Source organism: Sulfitobacter pacificus, assembly GCF_030159975.1.
GTDB classification, from domain to species: domain Bacteria; phylum Pseudomonadota; class Alphaproteobacteria; order Rhodobacterales; family Rhodobacteraceae; genus Sulfitobacter; species Sulfitobacter pacificus.
In genome coordinates this window covers 325,262-340,733 of record NZ_BSNL01000001.1, presented here as the reverse complement: position 1 = coordinate 340,733, position 15,472 = coordinate 325,262, and the positions used below count along the sequence as shown (strand labels likewise).

General features: G+C 58.3%; 8 protein-coding genes. 2 read left to right on the top strand and 6 right to left on the bottom strand.

What is annotated here, in order from left to right:
* The first annotated feature begins 5 nt into the window (after nucleotides 1-5).
* Nucleotides 6-3,149: a hypothetical protein gene (locus tag QQL78_RS01760; RefSeq protein WP_284369959.1), complete on the top strand. Its 3,144-nt coding sequence runs from the start codon at nucleotides 6-8 to the stop codon at nucleotides 3,147-3,149.
* Between the two features lie 477 nt (nucleotides 3,150-3,626).
* On the top strand, nucleotides 3,627-6,920 hold the full coding sequence (locus QQL78_RS01755) for an AAA family ATPase (protein WP_284369957.1): 3,294 nt from the start codon (nucleotides 3,627-3,629) through the stop codon (nucleotides 6,918-6,920).
* Here QQL78_RS01755 and QQL78_RS01750 read toward each other — a convergent pair.
* The 6 genes from QQL78_RS01750 to QQL78_RS01725 all read right to left on the bottom strand — a co-directional run bounded on the left by QQL78_RS01750 (nucleotide 6,899) and on the right by QQL78_RS01725 (nucleotide 15,472).
* Nucleotides 6,899-8,242, bottom strand: coding sequence for an NAD(P)/FAD-dependent oxidoreductase (locus tag QQL78_RS01750; RefSeq protein ID WP_284369955.1), 1,344 nt, complete (start codon nucleotides 8,240-8,242; stop codon nucleotides 6,899-6,901). The genes QQL78_RS01755 and QQL78_RS01750 overlap by 22 nt on opposite strands.
* Nucleotides 8,229-9,551, bottom strand: a complete 1,323-nt coding sequence (locus QQL78_RS01745) for a radical SAM/SPASM domain-containing protein (protein WP_284369953.1) — start codon at nucleotides 9,549-9,551, stop codon at nucleotides 8,229-8,231. The genes QQL78_RS01750 and QQL78_RS01745 overlap by 14 nt, the downstream gene beginning before the upstream one ends.
* Nucleotides 9,548-11,359, bottom strand: a complete 1,812-nt coding sequence (locus tag QQL78_RS01740; RefSeq protein WP_284369951.1) for a ferritin-like domain-containing protein — start codon at nucleotides 11,357-11,359, stop codon at nucleotides 9,548-9,550. The genes QQL78_RS01745 and QQL78_RS01740 overlap by 4 nt, the downstream gene beginning before the upstream one ends.
* A complete protein-coding gene (locus tag QQL78_RS01735) occupies nucleotides 11,356-13,173 on the bottom strand; it encodes a hypothetical protein (protein WP_284369949.1) in 1,818 nt (605 codons plus the stop codon). The genes QQL78_RS01740 and QQL78_RS01735 overlap by 4 nt, the downstream gene beginning before the upstream one ends.
* Entirely contained in the window at nucleotides 13,160-14,581 is a 1,422-nt protein-coding gene (locus QQL78_RS01730) for an FAD-binding oxidoreductase (RefSeq protein ID WP_284369947.1), read from the bottom strand. The genes QQL78_RS01735 and QQL78_RS01730 overlap by 14 nt, the downstream gene beginning before the upstream one ends.
* A 459-nt stretch (nucleotides 14,582-15,040) precedes the next feature.
* Complete coding sequence (locus QQL78_RS01725) at nucleotides 15,041-15,472, bottom strand: response regulator (RefSeq protein WP_284369945.1); 432 nt, start codon at nucleotides 15,470-15,472, stop codon at nucleotides 15,041-15,043.

Below are 15,472 nucleotides of genomic sequence, written 5' to 3'. Positions count from 1 at the left end.
TAGACATGGCCTTTTCCAGTGCACAGACCGAATGGCTCGCCAAGACCCAGCAGAGCGCGATTGACTATAACGCGATCACAGCAAGGCAGGACGAGCGCAATCGGGTTCTCGCGTCGGTTACAGACGAAATTTCCGACCTTCAGGAAAACCTGATGGCCGCCTCTGAAGAACTGAAGGTGGAATGGAAGCGGAAGAAATTTCTTGGCCTGATTGAGCGGTCTAACCGCACGATGGATTGGAAGAACGGCGACCGCGATGATGAGGTTGATACCGTACATGATCTTGTTGACGAATATCAGGTCGATGACGAGGCGGTACGGGAACTGACCAAACTGCATGAAAAGCTGTTCGATCTGCAGACCGAAATGGAAGAGGCCAAAGACGCCGATGGCAACCTGCTGTTCACCGTGGCGGATATCACGCGCGAATTATGGACGCCCCTGGTGCGCGCTGAAGTGATCCCCTCCAATGCAGTGGCGGACAAATACAGTCAGGAAGCACAGGTATTTAACGGTGCCTGCGAGATTTATCAGGACAAGCTGGAAAGCTATTCCAAGACAGCGTCAAAATACACCAGCGCAAAACGGGCGATCAAAATCGGCGCTGATGTGGTATCCCTGATGGGGTCGCTGGCCGGTGATGCCATCAAGATCGACAGTTTTGACGCACAGACAATGACGCGTCAGGACACGCTGGATCTGGCAAGGGACAATGCGGCAAAAACTGCGGGGACGGCCACCCCTGAACAGTTGGAAAATATCGAACGGTTAAACGGATTAAAGCAACAGGGCCGCGAAGCCGCGTTGCAGATTGCCGCCGTGACCATGACCACCACGGTGCTGTCCGGCGGGTTAAGCATTCTTGATTCAACTTTGGACAAACCAGAGGATGGCCGGCGCAGAACCTTTGCGGCCGGGGTGGCGAAGGCCGCCTTCAACGCTTTGGGCAATGCAGCGGCGGCATCAATCTCCGTTTACTCTGCAAATGTTGTGGCAACGGATGCCTCAACAGCGTTTTCCTCCTCCTTCCAGACCCAGATGAACATCGCGTCAAAATCGGTGACGGCCTTGATCGCAGGGGGCAACACCGGTTTCAGCCTTTTCACCGCAACGATGAAGTTTGTAGATGGGGATTACGACGGCGGTGTGGGTGCCATCACCGAGGCATTGAATGGGATTGCCGGGGCGGTCGGGGCCAGCTTTGCCGCCGTTGATGTCAAACGCGGCACCGATGATCAGGGCAATATGGTGCTTGGCGATCAGGGCAAATGGCAACAGATCGGGCTTACCGTTCAGGCCGCCATCCTTGCTGGCTCCAACATTCCGGCCATTGCAAAGCATCTTGCGGATGTGGTCGCCAGCGATGGCGGTAAGGTGGATTTGAAGGTGATCCTTGCCAATGTCGGGTTCTCCGCGATCAGCGCCTCTTTGGCGGGAGCCATGCCGCAAATCGCGGGCGGCACCTATACCGTTAAAGGAGGTGAAGATATTGAAATGGGCTCGGCCAACGCCCTGTTTCAAAAGACGCAGGTTGAATACGACATCTTTAACAATGATGCCAATGCTGCCGGTGATGTTGCGGTCACAGCCAAACCCAGCCTTGGAATGGAGACCCCCACTGACAATTCCGAAGCCTTGATGGCGCAAAAGAAGTTTCTGGCCGAGCAGGAGAACGCCCGCAAGGCCCGCGCCATGTCGGATTTCAAGAGAGATCTGCAAGACCCGGCCCGGCGCGACGAGTTTTTCGCGCAGATTGAAGAGGCAAGCGCGCGCGAGTTGGAAGTTTTAAACGCGCTTCTTGATGACGCCGCGCAACCGCCGCAGGATCTCGACTCGGTTGAGAAAGAACAAAAGGCAATGGCGGCGATGGACAAGCTGCTTGCCGAAGCGCGGTCCTGCAACATGAAATGGCAAGCGCTTGAGGTGATCACCGGTGTTGGTGCCGCCGCCCTTGCTGCCGCTTTGCCCGGTGCGGGACTGGCGGTGGCGATCCAGAAACTTTTGATCGATGCCACGACGTTGGTGCGTAAATCCTACCAGTTGAACAAATGGATGGATAATATGGCGCTGACCGTGGGCAATAGCTCTGTTTACGGGCCGGCGATCAATGGGCGTCTTAATTCAGCCCGCGTTCAGGTCAGCCTTCAGGTGCTACGGGTTTTGTATGACAGTCTTGGTGTTGCTGCGGAATCAATCAAACTGGCCGACGCCTCGGGGGTCAGCATGGGCAGCGGGACAGCCGTTGGTGCCGGTATCCAAATCGGGACAAGCATGGCGCGCGCCCTGACCGAATTTGCCTATAAGATGCAGAAAGAAGCGGAAATCGAGGCCGGTTGGCAGCTGTATCTGATTGCCCTCAAATCGCCCGGAGACCGCAAAAGGGCACGCACCGCGATGAAGTGGAATTCCACCTTGTCAAAATGCGTCATCGCCTATGGCATCGTGATTGACGGAGATCCGATTGCCAAAGAGGTCGGGCGCAGCTGTGGCCTGACACCCGAGGTGCTTGCCGACCAAAAGAACGTCTGCCAGAAGGTCGTAAGCTATTTCGAGACGCTCTATACCGATGATCCGCAGATCATGAAGCGGGTTCCGATCAAAAAGGACTGGCACCCCGGCACGCCGGTGCCCACCCTTGTCAGCTGGTTACGCTTCAAGGCTGCAGCGGCGGAACGCGCCACGCCCCCCCTCGCCCCGGAGTCTGTAAAGACACCAGAAATTGACCGCCAACTGTCCCTGTTGGTTGCCTTATTGGGACCGGATGCGGATTATTCCGCCAAGCGCGACACGGATTTCCCGGAGTTTGATATCTCTAACCCAGCCCGCGAGACACCGGCATATGGCACATTTCTGGATGACGTGGACCGTGCAACATCAGGGCTGATCGCAGCCCTGCGTTCTTATGCGCCCAAGAACGCCGAACCGGCAGAGGCTGGCGACTGGACCGGCGGGGCCGCACATGCGGATTTTATTGGCGTTGTGGAAAGTCTGACCGCGCAAGCACAGATGATTGCCGGTGAAGCCGCCAACGACAAGAAGCGTCTGGAAGAATATCTGGAGCAACGTCAGGCCACTTTGAACGCTGCGGCACAGCTCGAAGAAGATGACGCTGAAGATGACGAAGCGGAGGATGATAATCAGGGCAGATAGGGCCACGCTGGCCCGCCCTGCGGCGCATCCGATCGTTGACAGATCCGGCTAGGGCAAACTCCGCTGGCCCGAGTTCCCGCGCGTTCATTGTTCTGTAATCCACACTGCCGTTGTGATCTCCGGGGACCAATCCCAAGGCGTCTTCTCTGCATTTCCTAGGCTGATGATGGCGAGTCCGTCAGTGCGACAAAGAGCTGGCTCCCCAGCTTCGCGACCCTTGGCCCCTGTGCGGCAATCCCCGGTGACATCTGTTTTATGATTCCCGGGCGTGAATGCTTGCCAATTCGGCAGAACCTCGCCAGAACGTCACCGGATACAACGCAGGGTATATTCCACATCGACCAACACGACCACACGCATCCATTGCACGTGATAAAAACGTGACCTGCATTGCTAATTCGTTCCTGCCTAGTCTAAATTTAGGACATCGGGCCGGTTTACACCATGTCAGCCACTCGTGCGGAGATAACCCTTTTCATGACGCGCCCTGCACCGCATATCTCGGAGTTTCTGGCCGGCATCGGCTTGCCTCAACTGCTTGATCTGTTTTCCGCAGAAGACATTGATATGTCGACCCTGATGCTGTTGGATAAGGACGACCTGAAAGAGCTTGGCTTGACCCTGGGCCAACGCAAGAAACTGCTGGCCGCGATGGATGCCTTGCCAGCGGCTGCGGGCGACGCAGCGCCTGCCGATGCCCCCCCCGAAGAGGCCCCGATCCAGCTGCGCCGTATCAGCGTGCTGTTCTGCGATATTGTTGGCTCCACAGAGTTGAGCCAGCAGCACAGTATCGAAGACATGCAGATCATCATGCAGCATTATTATCAGGTCGCTGATGACATCGCCCGACAGCATGATGGCTATCTTGTCGGCTCGCAAGGTGATGGTGTGGTCATCCTGTTCGGCTATCCGCGTGTCCTTGACGGATTTGCCGAACGCTGTGTTCAGGCGGCACAAAATCTACAACGCGCATTGGCGGAAAAGCTGGTGACCTTTGACGGACGGGCGTCGTTTCATATTCCCACACGGATTGGCATTGCCACCGGGCAGGCCGCCGTCGGACAGGCCAGCGGGGCCCTGCGCGGAGATGCGATGCAACTGGTTGGCCCCGTGGTCAATCGCGCCGCGCGGCTTCAGACCGTGGCCAACCCGCAATCCATTGTGGTGGACAGCAAGACCCAGCATCTGACCCGAAGTTCCGTACTTTATTCCGAGGTAGAGGCGCATGACCTCAAGGGGCTGCCCTCTGGCACTGAAGTGTTTCACGTTCTTGGGCTGCGCCGTGAGGTCGAAGGCCCGGTTGCACCCGCCACGCTGATCGGGCGTGACGGCGAGGCTGCCACCCTGCGCCGACTGTGGACGCAGGCACAGGCCGGCACGCCGGTTACCGTCACAATCACCGGCGATGCGGGCATTGGAAAATCGACCCTGATCCAAAGTTTCGTGTCGATGCAGACCAACCCTTCGATGCGCGTCGTGCACCTGCATTGCGCCGCAATGGGCGCCCGTTCGCCCCTGTTGCCGGTGGCCAAAACACTGGATGCGCTGACCGCTTCAGGGGCGACAAACCCATCGCTCGCCAGTCTTCTCGGTGACCCGGCCCCGGAACTGCTGCACCGTGCCGCCCAGTTCCTCGGGCTTGGTGCTACACCTGCGGAAGATGTGACACTTTCGCTGCGGGACCGTGACAGTATCCTTGATTTTCTTGGCCGCTGGATCATCCGGGGGGCATCCGGCCCGACCCTGCTGTTTGTGGAAAACGCCCAATGGGCTGATAACTCCACCCGCGAGCTTTTGAAACGTGCCGCAGAACGTGCCCGCCGCGAGGGGGCTGCGCTGATGATGATCGCCGCAACGCGCGCAGACAGCCCCGACATCTGGATCGAACAGAAAGGCCATGAAACCCTGATCCTGCCGCCGCTGGATCAGCGCCATTGTGAAAAGCTGTTGCAGGGGATTTTTGGGAACAAGCCAATCCCGCACCCCATCCGTAACAACATCCTGAGTCATTCCGGCGGCAATCCCCTGATGCTGGAAACACTGGGCCAGGCGCAGGCCACGCAGCAACAGACAATGGTCGCAGGTTCGGTGGAAATCCCGCATACGATTTATGAATCCGTCTCCAAACGTCTTGACGGGATCCGTATGGGGCGCAGCGTGATCGAAGCCCTTGCAGTCTTGGACAGCCCAGCCAGCCCTTCCCTGTTAGCGGCGGTCCTTGATCGTGATGCCGACAGCATGAAACCGGCGATAGATGCATTGGAGCAGGCCGGTCTGGTCTTGCGTGAGGGGACACAAGGACAGGAGGTGGCGACCATCCGCCATCAGGTGTACCGAGATGTGATCTATGAACAGATCGTCGGACAATCCCGAAGGCGGCTGCACACGGCGGCCTATTCGGCGCTGGGCGGATATTATACAGACACTGAGGCCCAGCGCCCTGATGTTCTGGCAACACATGCTCATGTCGCACGAGATTGGGAAAACACTGCCGCTCATGCGCTGGAGGCGGGTGAAAGCCTGCTGAAACGCTCTGCTCTGATCGAAGCGGGGCATTTCCTGGAAATGGCCAATGGCGCCATGCAACGGCTGCCGGGCAATGCTGCCAACAAGAAAAAACACCTGCGTACGATCACCGGTCTCGCCTCTGTTGAACGGTCACGCTTTGGGATCGCGACGGACGCCAGTGCGGATCTTGGCACACAGGCGGTGCAACTCGCCCGCGAGCTTGGCGACAGCAAGACAGAGCTTTTAGCGCTGAACGGGCTTTATGCGCATTCATTGGTGCGGGCCAACTATCCGCAGGCGCAGGAATACGCCGAAACCCTGTTGGAAACCGCCAGCCACAGTCAGGACAAGACCTTTGTGATGATTGGCACCCGCGCCATTGGGGCCGTGGCGTTTCACCGATCCGACCAGAAAACCGCCCAGCGTAACCTAAGTCTTGCCTTGTCCCAATATGACAAGGACACCCATCTGCCTCTGGCCCATGCCCATGGCTATGACCACGCGGAAATCTGCGCGGCCTTCCTGTGCATGTCAAACTGGCTGACTGGCGATCTACAGCAATCGCGCCATTTTGGTGCCTTCTCCATCAACCATTCCCGTGAAATCGGCCATGCCCATTCACTGGCGCAGGCAATGGCCTTTCGGGTCATGCTGGGGGCACTTGCCCGCCATGGAACCGAACTTTCGGTGATTGCCAGCGAAGCCATTGCATTGGGTGAAAAACACGACATCCGGGTGATGCGCGCCGCTGCCGTCCTGTTCCCTTTTGTCACCCAACTGTGCCTGCGGCCCGAACCGCCAAAACCTGCTGAGATGACCGACCTTGCCCTGCGCGTAAAAGAGTTTCGCGAGGTAAACCCCTTTAACTACGGGCCCTTGGTCGCCTCCTTGATCGCCGAGGCCTCTTTGCGGGCTGATGATGTTGACGGCGCAGAGGCCGCCCTGTCAGAAGGTTCAACGCTTGAGCTGCGCACCGGTGAGACCTGGACCGCGCCGGAGTTGTTGCGCCTGCGGGCCTGCGTTGCCGCAGCGCGGGGGAAGGTCGAGATTGCCGGCCAGCTGCGTCAGGAAGCCTTGAAAAGTGCAACCCGCGCCGGTGCCCTGACGCTGGCGCTGCGGATCCTCTGCGACATTGCCGTGGCGGATCCCGGCCCGACCACAATCCAGCCTCTGCGTGACGCCCTGCAACGAATGGCATCCGATGATCAGGGGTGGGATACGCAACGCGCCACCGCCCTTGTTCAGGCCGTTGGCCTGACCTGAACAAAAGCGCCGCCAAGGGTCAGGCGTTCCAGCAGTTTGAAAACAAGCGGCATGTCATGTTGACGGCCCAGCCGGTTCGCAATCTCTTGCAAGGATGCAGCAGGACGACAGGCCGCCGCAACATCCAGCGCGGTCACCGGCCCCAGCCCGGTCAGAAAATCATCCTGCACGCGAAGTTTAATTGCCGGTGCCCAATAAATGCGATCCTGTGACAGTACCGGGGCGCGGGTCAGTGGCGCGGCCAGCGTTACCGGACCTTGCAATACAAGCGCCGCTGGGGCGGATTGCACTTCGCGCGCGCTGCGGGCGGTCCAGAACGCGGTTTGAAACCGTGATTGATCCGCATAGGCACGATCCGTGGCAAGCTGCGCGGCAACCACCGCTGCCTGATGTTTGTGGCGCAAAAAACTCTGCGCCGCGTGGTCATCGCCAGTAGGATCAAGGATGGTCAAAGCGGCAATCGCCGTTTGAACCCCGCTGCGCAATGCATGGACCAACCCATGTGATGCAATCGGGTCCCGCGCCAATGCGGCATCCCCCACCAGCAAATGCCGCGCTGTGACAACAGGGTCCCCCACCGCAGACAGGCCCGCAGCAGCAGGTTTCCCCACAGTGATTGCAGATAGATAGGGGAAACAATCCGACTCCGCCAAACAAGCCGTCAGGTAAGCCGCGCGCGCCGCCGCCCCTTTTCCCGCAAGCGCTGCTGCGGGTTGGAACACCACACCTTGAACCTGACCTTCGGGCAATGAACAGGCCCAGAACCAGCCATCCGGCAAAGCCTCCAACCCCATCACAAAGGCGGGCGAATCCTCCCGCGCGGTAAATGGCAGGGCTGTGAGATCCGTGGCAGGGCGTTTGTTTGCATGACGTCCCCGGGCGTCAATCACCAGATCACACTGAACCTTGCCCGCATCCGTGTGCAATTGAACACCTTCGCCACACGGCCCAACGTCACGCACCCGCGCTTTTAACGCCCGTGCATATCGCAAGGCCTCCTCGCGCAGGCTTTCATGCAAAGCACCACGGTGCAGCAGCAATGGCCCGGCACCTTCAAACGCGCGTAGCTCCGGGGCCTCACGCCAGACCATCTGCATCGCTTCTGCCGGTCCATCGCTGACGGCGCAGAATGCCTGAAGCAAGCCGAGCTCTTCTGCCAATGGTGCGCCGGATGGTGGAAAGCTCTCGATACCCTGACCCTTGTGAGGCGTGAGCGGATCAATCAGCAGGACGTCGATACCCGCCAGCCCCAGCTGGCGTGCGGCAATTGCCCCCGCCGGTCCTGCCCCCAATACAGCAACCTGCGCCTTATGCCTGCGCATCAAACCAATCCGGCTGCGCAGCACTCAAGCGCCCGTAGGCGCGCAGCCCGTAGTCCAGCCAGCCCCGCACAAAGTCGCAGGCCGGTCGCCCCGCGTGCAGCACCTCCTGATGGCAGCCACCACCGCACAGCCGCCGGGCCCAACAGGTTTGGCACGGGGTTTGGCGTTCTACCGTGCGGGCATCTAGAAAGGCCGCGCGCGCGACATCATCCGGCCCGCTCTCCAGATCCCCCATCGCCCCCAGCGGATCTTTGACAAAGCGATGACAGGCGGAATAATCGCCAGCAGCATCCACTGCCAGATAATCACGCGCCGCACCACAGCCATGGCTGCGCGGGCTGCCGCGATGAAGCTCGCCCAGAACCGTGGCGAGATTGGCAAAAGGATGGCTGCGCCCCGCGAGTGTCGCGCGCATCCAGGCATCACCACAAGCCGTCATCGCCGCAAGCAATTGTGCAAAATCCTGCCCGATCAAGGCACCCTGCCCCGTGGGCGACGAAATCATCGGCGACACCCCAACCGAGGCAAAACCCAGCGCGGCAATATCATCAACCACCTGCAGCAGATCGAGATTTTGCGGCGTCACAGTCACCCGCGCGCCCAGCGAAATCCGGTCGCGATGCGCCAGCAGCGGTGCAAGGCGCTGTGCGACGCGGGCAAAGCTGCCCTTGCCCGCGCGATCAGGACGCAGGCGGTCGTTCACCGCCTTGCCACCATCAAGGCTTACCGTCACGGCAAACCGGTGGCGGGCGAAAAACGCAGCGTCCTCGGGGAAAATCAACGTGCCATTGGTGGTCAGGGAATAGCCCACCTGAATGGCCCGCGCAGCACCACGTTTATTTGCGTAAGTCACGGATTTTCGGATCAAATCCCGCGCCACCATGGGCTCCCCCCCCATAAAGGCAATCTTGACCCCGCCACCCGGAACGGTGGCATCAATCAACTGGTCAATCGCACCTTTGGCGACTGTCCAATCCATGCGCGTATCCGCTCCGCCAAAACTGCCACCCGCCGCGTAGCAATAGCCACAGGCCAGATTACAGGTTTGCGATACCGTCAGGGCCAGCGCCCGTACCGGATGGATTTCTGTATCAGGCGGCGTGCCAAGCGGCACAGCGTCGAGCCCCAAACGGGCCAGCTCAGGCGCGGCAGCTGCATCACCGGCCAGCAAGGCCGCACGCAGTTTCGTAGCCTGCGCATCCGACAGGCCAAAGATTGCAGCAGTTTCCGCCATCAGCACCAGATCATCCGCCACATGGGCCAGACCGCTGACCGGCTTCTGCATCAGATCAGGCAAAACCACCGTCATTTCAGGTTTGCAAAAAATGGTATGCCGATGTTTTTGCGGGCAAGCGCCAAGGCCATGTCGCTGAGGTCATGCATGGCATCACGGGCCTTTTTGATTTCGGTGTTGGCCTGGGGCATATCGCCCAGGTTTGCCTCGATCAGATACCCTTTGCCCAGGGCCTCAAGCGCAAGGTCAATCAAATGTAGCGCCGGTTGTACCTCTGCGGCGTCCGGCTTGGCCTCTTTGACGGGGCGCAGATACAGGGCTTCCTGCGCGGCATAAGGCTGCAGTATCCGCATCACATCGCGGAATTTTTGATAGTGCTGCATCCCGTCGCTGTCGATCCGAACGGCCAGCTGGTACAGGCCCTCGGGAAAGTGATCCATATACTCGCGCAAATAGGCCACCAGCTTGACGTATTCGGTATCCAGATCCCCGCCGGGGCGTTCAATATCAACAAAGTTCTGCAAGACAGCTTGTGTTGCAGGGCGCAATTCACCGGTCCCGCTATGCCCGGTCTTACTGTGCGGGTCCGCTTCGATCTTGGTCGGTGATAGGACGGGTTCATATGTGCCGACTTCCGGATAGGCGGCAAAAATCAACCACAACGTCTGGTTCACCCAGCGCAGATGGGTCATTTCACTCAGCGCTACAGATAGGATCAACTGCCGCGCGGCGCGCAGATCTTCTGTCAGGCCGGGCCATGCGGCCTCTTGATCCGGCGTCACCTCATCCGGTTCGCGCAGGCTGAAATAGGCGTAAAGATACTCCAACGCCAGAGTCAGCTCCATCCCTGCCAATTCGTGCAGGTCGTCGATCAATTCTTCCAGTTTTTCGTAAGGCTCCTGCGGTTGCAACTTTAGCAGATCCGTTGTCCCCTCGGTCTCCTGCCCTTGCAGAACAAAATCCAGCTCCTCCCAATGGAGGTTGATTTCATATGGATCGTACCGATCCGGGCGCGCCTTTTCCAAAGTGGTCTGCGCCGAGACATCCTTGAGCGGCAAATGCCGTCTGCGCATCCAGTCGATAAAGGTAACTGCCTGCGCCGGATCATCCTTATCGGTGCCATCAGGCAGCTGTTGTGGATCATCCACCTCGCCCAAGACAACATCGGGATGGTTTGACGCCCAGTAATGACAGGCGCAATCCCGAAAATCATGGGTCCAGGGGCTGCACATGGAGGAAGTAAGTTCACCGGGGTGATAGACCGGATCAATCATCCCCTCTTCGTTCAGAAACATGCGCCGCCGGCCGGTCAGCACCACAGGCGCGCCACTGGGTGATCCGTCAGGGCCGCGTTGCGTCAGGGCAATGGTCAGAGGTTTCTCTGCTTCAATCAGGCGAATAATCCACCATACAGTTTCACCCTCATAAGGGACCAGACCGACACCGTTCTGATACAGCGAATAGTCATACATCATGATCCGCTTGCCGTCCTGTTCGACAAAATGCAGATACCATGTGCCACTGCCCAGCGCCGTACCGGCGGGACCGGCAAATTGTTTCTTCAGGTCAGTGACCCAATCGGGACCGTCATCGGTATATTTATCCGCAATGATCGGATCACCCTTGGGGAAAGCATAGGTCAGCCGCGCACCCTGTGTGCCATCCGGCCCGGCAGGGGTGATGCCAAGGAATTCAAACACCAGCCCCGGAAAGAACCGCACGTCCAATTGGCGCAGGTCGAATTCCAACCCCGGAAAACAGTTACCGACACCGGATTCCATCAAGGTCGACACCGGATTGCCCAATACCGGTTCGCGGTAGGCCGGATTGCCGTCAGCATCAGCCTTGCGGGCCTTGTTCAATTGTCTGGGTCCGGCTGTCATATTTTTTCCTCCGCGGCGGGCGTTTCGACCTGTGGCTGCACGCTGTGCTTCCATTCTCCCTCCAGTTTTTCGAGGTACTTCATCAGCAGGTCATATTGCCGACGCGTGACTGACAGCGGCACCCCCATCGAATGGCGCATATAGGGCGGCATACGCATGTCGTAGGTTTGGGCAATGGTCACACGCGGATCGCGAAATTCAATATCATCCGGCCCGTTTGCGCCAAAATCAACCGATGGCCCTTTTTGCACACCGGGGATTTTCGCCAGCTCTCCCACGTGGGCAAACGGCGGACGTACGATGCGGCGCACACGGTCAGGATCGCGCAGCAGGAAGGCCCGCAGGATCGGGCTATCGCACATGCGGGCATGCACCTGTTGCACCACTTGGGTATAGGGCAGACGGTCATTCGCGCCGGAGCGTGGTTCGATCGTGTCGCCCTGCCCCGGTGTATATTCCGGCACCAGACTGGCATAGGGCGCATCACTTTCGCGCATGGATTTCGGCCCCAGATGCGGGGTGATACCGGAATCCCAGTTGGGATCGTTTTCATTGGGTTCACTCAGCAATTGGGCATTGCCATCCAGCGCCCAAGAGCGGCGTTGATCCAGATTGATCAGGCTGGCGGTTTCGAAAATTCGGCGGAACAAGTCCAGAATTTCAACCGGTGTTTCGTCAATATCAAGCGTTGCAGGCGGCAGATCGCGGTCTTCCAATTCGTCTTGTATCGAATACATCGGACGTTTGTCCGGTGCGAAATCGGGAGGGCCTGCCATGGCACGGGCCTGTGCCACATGCGCCTTGCCCTCCACTGCCATCTGCGCCGTCAGCACCAGATCGCAGGTATCGTCGATCAAGCCCCAGCCATTTCCCGACCCGACACGCGCGCCATCATAGCTGTCCATCGGGGTGGGCCATTTGGGTGTGTTGTCAGTGCGGAAATTATACCCTGACCACGGGGTGTCGGAACTCAGGATGCGGTTTTCCTTGCGGCTCATTTTGTGGATCGGGCCGTATTCCGTCATCGGTGGTTCAAACCCGCCCGCAGGCAGCGGGGACGCCGGTGCCTTGGCCGCTTCGGGTGGACCAAAGCTGTCGCCCTTGCCGGGAATAAAGCGGATGCGCACCTGATCCAGCCGGGTTTTACAGCTGATGTTTTCAAGGTTCTCCTTGAAGGTCCTGATCTTGCCCAGCGGCAGCGGCGCGTCCTCGCGCACCAGCGGCACCTGCCCTTCGGTATGCGGGCTGATCGCGTCCAGATGATGAGTCTTATAGTGATCCGCAGCAAACACCTTGCGGGCCACCGCCGCACAAGAGGCCAGTTTGGTGCGCGATTCCGCTTTGCGGTTGGCCGCCTCGACGGTGAATTGCAGATGTTTCAGGCTGGTGCCGCGTTTCTCAAGAAAATGACGTGTCACCGGCACCTGCACTACGGTGCCGTCAGGGTCCTGAAGCCGCGCCCAAAGTTCAAAGAAAGGGGCCACCGGTTTGATCTTGCCATGACGGTCCTTGAAAGTGACGCGCATTGGTGTCTGCACCTTCAGGGTAAACGGGTGGTGGCCGTTGCCCTTGACCGAGGTTTCGATCAGGCTGGGGGCGGGTTCGATCATGGTCTGTACCCCGCGTGCCGGATTTTCATCCAGTTTCCAGCGATAGGCGGGCATCGGTTCTTTCGAGCGCCCCACCCGTGCAATTGCCATCGGCGGGTCAAAGAAAATGCCCAACATCCGCCCCTGCGTCGGGTCACGTCCGCACCATGGTTCGCAAGTTTCAGGATCTGCATGGGTGCAGGGTTTTAATCTATCGGTCGTCATGGCGTTCATCCCCTGTCTTATCCTCTGGTGTGTCATGCACCGGTGGTTTCTGGTCGGGTTTCAGCCCCAGACTCTGTTCAAACCAGAACATATTGTGCGGATCAAACTTGGCCTTTGCCTTTTGCAAACGCGGCAGGTTGGTGCCGAAATAGGCCTCCAGAAACCCTTTGGTCCCGCGACGCGGATAATTTTGGTAACGGTGCCCGTTGCCCATGGGGGCAACGATACCGCCCAGCCCGTCAAGCCAGCCAATCGACGCTTCCTTATGGGTGTCGAACGTCCAGAAGGCCCAGCTGAACAGATCAACCGATGGTGTGCGGTGGAAAAAGGCCATCTCGTCTGGTTTCGGTTCAGCGATTGCGCCGCCGTAGAATTCCATCGCGATGAAACAGGTTTTGTCCGGCGCTTCGAGAAAATGATCAACGACATTGCGCCAACGGTCCGCACTGTGATGTTCTTCGATCAGCCACCCTTCGACCAGCGGTTTGGTGTTCATAGACACGGTTGGCATGTCATGTCCTGCCGGATTTGCGGTCTGCAACAACAGCTCGTTCAGGCGGGTGTAATGGTGTTTATGTGTCCAGATTTCCACATCTTTGCGCGGGTCTTCCAATGTGGCCAGCAGGGGGCCAAGGGCAGCCTCAGCTTCGGCGCGGGAACCATCATAAAGACCGCGGAGAGACAGGCAGGGGATTTGCCCGTCAGGGTGATCTGCATCCGGCAGATACATCAGCAAGGCCTGATGCCCCATCTTGGGCGGGCCGGAATTGGAGTATTCCGCCTGCAAGGTTTCCAGCACCCGGCAGATCCGCTGAATATCCGCCTCATGTCTGTGGCGCATGTTCCAGCGCAGGCCAAAACCAAAGAACTTGCGGTCCAGCGGCACAGGGTCATAGGTCACTTCCAGAAGGATACCAAACTGGTTGCCGGTCCCGCCACGGATCGCCCAAAACAGATCGGGGTTTTCTTCCGCATTGGCGCTCAGCACAGACCCATCCGCCAGTGCCACCTTCACACCGATCACACGGTCACAATTCATCCCAAACAGCCGCGAGGTGAAACCGTAGCCTCCGCCCATCATATATCCGGCCACATTCACAGTCTCGCACCCACCGCCGGGCAGATGCAGTTTGTGATGGTCCAGCATGCGGTTCAACTTGCGAAAGGTGACACCGGGCCCACAGCGCACGGTCGGCGTTTGCCTATCTACCTCCAGATGGTTCAAGCCAGAGGTGTCAATCACCACCTGATCGTTTACCGAATAGCCGGCGGTGCAATGCCCACCGGAACGGGCAGTCACCTGCAACCGTGATTTGCGCGCAAATTCCAGCGCGGCAAGCACATCCGTCTCGCATTCGCAAAACACAATGACCTGCGGGTATTGCTGGTAGGTATGCATGAAAATCATGCGGTCGTCATTGTATCCGGGAGCCCCTGCCAATTGAATACGGCCGCTGAGGCGTTGTTGTAATTTGTCTAAATGTTTTTGTTTGTAGTCAGGTAGGCCGGATTCTTTGGTCTTAAATGTTTTCCACTTCGCTTCGTGGCGATGATGGTGGTGGCGATGGTCACCATGCGTCATAAAATGTCTCCCCCAGCCAGAACGTTAACCAAACTTTAACAACCTGTCACCTGTTCTGGCTCTTTGCTTGGGGGCGCTGGATGGCTCCTTATCCTGCAGGGAGAAAAGCATTTCAGTCCAGCCTCCCTTGGCCTTTCAATCAGGGAGGCTGAATCCATCGGGGAAACACAGCTATGAGGAGCCCTTCATTCCGCAAAGTGATCCCTGCTTTTCTCTTGGAACAGGGTTGGCGGTTTTAATGCACGCATGTGATAGGTCTGAAAAGCAGCGCCAGGTCTTGGCCGATTACGCCGCATCAGGCGCTTTGCATAACCTCCAGAACTCTTGCAAAGTCTTAAGCACATCGGAGAGCTCTGACGCGCTGTCCGGTTTTACAATATAACCGTTCGCATTGTTCTGATACGCAAGCTCCACGTCTTTTTTGCTTGCTGATGTTGTAAAGACAAACACACGCGCCAGTTTGATTTCTTCGGTTTTTCTCAACTTCGCAAGAAATTCATGCCCGTTCATGCGCGGCATGTTGATGTCCAGCAAGATGACATAGGGACGGTCAAGCCGCTCGCTGAGCGCCTCGTCACACAGGATTTCAAGTGCTTCCACGCCATCCTTCGCGCGTAACAGGGATCCGGTCGACCCCAGTTTCCTCAACGACCGTCTGAGTATTTCCACGTCTACGTCATTGTCTTCGACCAGTAAGATGTTCATGTCATGTTTCAT